The 3,626-nt window shown below is 67.3% G+C and carries 4 protein-coding genes; all 4 read left to right on the forward strand.

The features are described 5' to 3' along the window. Window positions 1–51: 51 nt before the first annotated feature. The 4 genes from ASE78_RS12110 to ASE78_RS12125 all read left to right on the forward strand — a co-directional run bounded on the left by ASE78_RS12110 (window position 52) and on the right by ASE78_RS12125 (window position 3,494). Window positions 52–1,686 (forward strand): nitrite/sulfite reductase, encoded by a 1,635-nt coding sequence (locus tag ASE78_RS12110; RefSeq protein ID WP_056497533.1) that lies wholly within the window; start codon window positions 52–54, stop codon window positions 1,684–1,686. Continuing rightward, a complete protein-coding gene (locus tag ASE78_RS12115) occupies window positions 1,679–2,104 on the forward strand; it encodes a DUF934 domain-containing protein (protein ID WP_056497536.1) in 426 nt (141 codons plus the stop codon). The genes ASE78_RS12110 and ASE78_RS12115 overlap by 8 nt, the downstream gene beginning before the upstream one ends. Further along, a complete protein-coding gene (locus ASE78_RS12120) occupies window positions 2,097–2,876 on the forward strand; it encodes a phosphoadenylyl-sulfate reductase (RefSeq protein ID WP_056497539.1) in 780 nt (259 codons plus the stop codon). The genes ASE78_RS12115 and ASE78_RS12120 overlap by 8 nt, the downstream gene beginning before the upstream one ends. A gap of 168 nt (window positions 2,877–3,044) precedes the next feature. Continuing rightward, a complete protein-coding gene (locus ASE78_RS12125; RefSeq protein ID WP_056497541.1) occupies window positions 3,045–3,494 on the forward strand; it encodes a hypothetical protein in 450 nt (149 codons plus the stop codon). Window positions 3,495–3,626: the final 132 nt, after the last annotated feature.

Genomic DNA, 3,626 nt, shown 5'->3' on the forward strand with positions numbered 1-3,626 from the left:
AAATGCGTTTCGACGCATTTTCAGACAGCCTTCAAGGTCTAGGAACAAGCGATGTATCAATACGACACCTACGACCAGTCGATCGTCGACGCCCGCGTCGCCGAGTTCCGCGATCAGGTCGAACGCCGCCTGTCAGGCCATCTGACCGAGGACCAGTTCAAGCCGCTGCGGCTGATGAACGGCCTCTATCTCCAGCTCCACGCCTATATGCTGCGCGTCGCCATCCCCTATGGCACGCTGAACGGGCTGCAGATGCGGACGCTGGCCGATATCGCGCGCACCTATGACCGCGATTACGGCCATTTCACCACGCGCCAGAACCTCCAGTTCAACTGGATCAAGCTGGCCGACACGCCCGACATCCTCGAAAAGCTGGCCAAGGTCGAGATGCACGCCATCCAGACCAGCGGCAACTGCATCCGCAACATCAGCTCGGACCAGTTCGCCGGCGCCGCCGCCGACGAGACGACCGACCCGCGCCCATGGGCCGAGCTGCTGCGGCAATGGTCGACCTTCCACCCCGAATTCAGCTATCTGCCGCGCAAGTTCAAGATCGCGGTCATCGCCGCCGACGAGGACCGCGCGGCGATGCGCCTGCACGACATCGGCCTGCGCATCGTCGAGCAGGACGGGGCTGCCGGCGCGCAGGTCTATGTCGGTGGCGGCATGGGCCGCACGCCGATGATCGCGCCGCTGGTCAACGACTTCGTCCCGCTCGGCGATCTGATGAGCTATCTCGAAGCGTGCCTGCGCGTCTACAATCGCTATGGCCGCCGCGACAATATGTACAAGGCGCGGATCAAGATCCTGATCCACGAGATCGGCGTCGACAAATATCGCGCCGAGGTCGCCGAGGAATTCGCCCATATCAAGACGCTGGGCATCGACCCGCCGCAGGCCGAGTTCGACCGCATCGCCGCCTTCTTCGCCGACCCCGCCTTCGCCGACACCTCGGCCGATGCCCCCGTCGATCGCAGCGACGCCGGCTTCGCCGCATGGCTCGACCAGAATACCCATGCTCACAAGCGGGCGGGCTATACGATCGTCACGATCAGCCTGAAACCCGCCGGCGGCATCCCCGGCGACGCCTCGGCCGATCAGATCGACGCGATGGCCGATCTGGGCGAGCGCTACAGCTTCGACGAACTGCGCGTGACGCATGCGCAGAACATCGTCCTGCCCCACGTCCGCTCAGCCGACCTGCGCGCCGTCTACGACCGGCTGGTCGAAATCGGGCTGGCCGAGGCGAACCTCGACCTCATCACCGACATCATCGCCTGCCCCGGCCTCGATTATTGCAGCCTCGCCAACGCCCGCTCGATCCCGCTGGCGCAGAAGATCGCCGACCGCTTCGCCGATCCGGTGCGCCAGCGCGATCTGGGCGAATTGAAGCTCAAGATCAGCGGCTGCATCAACGCCTGCGGCCATCATCACGCCGGCCACATCGGCATCCTCGGCGTCGACCGGAAGGGCACCGAGAATTACCAGTTGCTGCTGGGCGGATCGGGCGCGGAGGATGTGAGCCTCGGCAAGATCACCGGCCCCGGCTTTTCCGAGGACGGCGTGGTCGACGCGATCGAGCGCGTGACCGAGCGCTATCTGGCGACACGCGAACAGGGCGAGCGCTTCGTCGACACCTATCGCCGGATCGGCATGGAACCGTTCAAGGAGGCCATCTATGGTTGAGGCACTGCGCTTCCGCGACGACACGGGCCATGACGAACCCGCCGTCACCCTCGACGCCTTTCTGGGGCAGTCGAACGCCACCGCCGTGCGGATCGAGGCGGGCGACGACGCGCGCGAGTTGCTGCCGCACCTCGACCGGCTGTCGCTGATCGAGGTCAGCTTCCCCAAGTTCCGCGACGGGCGCGGCTATTCCGCCGGCCGCATCCTGCGCGAAGCGGGCTATACCGGCGAACTGCGTGCGGAGGGCGACGTGCTGGTCGATCAACTGCCGCTGATGCGCCGCTGCGGCTTCGACAGCTTCGCGCCCGCCCAGCCGATCGATCCCGCCGCGCTGGAACGCGCGCTCACCCGCTACGACGATGTCTATCAGGCGGCGGCCGACGGCCATGTGCCGGTGTGGAAACGCCGGCATGGTTGAGATCGACAGCCGCATCCGCGACCGGATCGACACCGGCCCCCGCTTCACCACCGCCGACGCGCACCGGCTGAACAACCTGTTCCGGGGCGCGACGACGCAGGAGATGCTCACCACCGTTCTCACCGAACGCATGCTGGGCGACGTCGCGATCGTCTCGTCGTTCGGCGCGGAATCGGCGGTGCTGCTGCATCTGGTCGCCTCGGTCGACGTATCGGTGCCGGTGCTGTTTCTGGAGACGGGCAAGCATTTTCCCGAGACGCTCGCCTATCGCGACCTGTTGGTCGACCGGCTCGGCCTCACCGACTTCCGCAATCTCGAACCCGATCCCGACCGGCTGGCGGCGAAGGATTCGACCGGCCTGCGCTGGTCCTATGATCCCGATGGCTGCTGCGACATCCGCAAGGTCGAACCGCTGGCCCGCGCGATGACCGGCTTCGACGCCAGCTTCACCGGGCGCAAGGCGTTCCAGTCGGCCACCCGCACCGCGCTCCCGCGCTTCGAACTCGACCTGTCGGACGCGGCGGGTCGGTTGAAGGTCAACCCGCTCATCACCTGGACCCCGGCGGATGTCGACGCCTATTTCGCCGAACACGACCTGCCGCGCCACCCGCTGGTCGAACAGGGCTTCCCCTCGATCGGCTGCGCCCCCTGCACCAACCGGGTGAAGCCCGGCGAAGACCCCCGCTCGGGCCGCTGGGCCGGTTGGGAAAAGGTCGAATGCGGCATCCACGTGCCGCTGGGCGACGGCGATCCGAACCTGCCGAGCTTCTGACGGAGGAATGAAATGCTCCCCTCCCTGAAAGGGAGGGGCTGGGGGTGGGTCGGCCCGTGGCGGGCGATCCGGTTCCTCGCAGGCCGGGCCCCCCCCCCCCCCCCCCCCCCNAGGGGAGAACGCGCCACCCCCCTTGCCCAACCTCGCCAACCGGCGCACAGCCGCGCGATGCCATCCGCCGTCGCCTATTTCACCAACGCCCGCCTGATCGTCGCGCCCGTCTCGCCCACCGCATCGGGGGCCACGCTGGCGCACAGTCCCCGCTGGTTCGGCAAGTCGGTCAAGAAACCGATCCTCGCCGCCGCGATCGCCGACGCGCTGGCCGCCGCCAAGACCCCGCTGCCCGATCTCACCCCGGAAGCGGCGAAACGCAGCTTCATTCCGTTTCAGGACGCCGCCGAGGTCAAGAACTTCAAAACCTTCATGCGCGACGCCCGCCGCGTCGACTTGGAGTCCGACGGCGACCGCGTGACCCTCACCCCGCTCGTCAACCTCGGCCCCAACAACGGGTTCGAGGCGAACGACGGTGATGCGGTCACGCTCCCCGCCACCGACAATGACGCGCTCGCCGGAACGCTGCTCCACCTGCTCGGCCTGCGCCCGGCCCCGAGCGCCTAGGGCGGATCGACATTCAACGAAATGCCGTCCCAATCGGCTCCCCTCCCTGACAAGGGAGGGGTTGGGGGTGGGTTGGCCGGTTGTGGAGCGCGTACGTTTCCTTAACAGCCGACCCACCCCCGGCCCCTCCCT

Origin of the sequence: Sphingomonas sp. Leaf25, assembly GCF_001421635.1 — a bacterium.
Taxonomy (GTDB): domain Bacteria; phylum Pseudomonadota; class Alphaproteobacteria; order Sphingomonadales; family Sphingomonadaceae; genus Sphingomonas.

Excerpts from the sequence above, each read along its gene's own strand:
- ASE78_RS12115 (WP_056497536.1), top strand. The coding sequence starts at position 1,679 with ATGGTTGAGGCACTGCGCTTCCGCGACGACACGGGCCATGACGAACCC.
- ASE78_RS12125 (WP_056497541.1), top strand. The coding sequence starts at position 3,045 with ATGCCATCCGCCGTCGCCTATTTCACCAACGCCCGCCTGATCGTCGCG.
- ASE78_RS12120 (WP_056497539.1), top strand. The coding sequence starts at position 2,097 with ATGGTTGAGATCGACAGCCGCATCCGCGACCGGATCGACACCGGCCCC.
- ASE78_RS12110 (WP_056497533.1), top strand. The coding sequence starts at position 52 with ATGTATCAATACGACACCTACGACCAGTCGATCGTCGACGCCCGCGTC.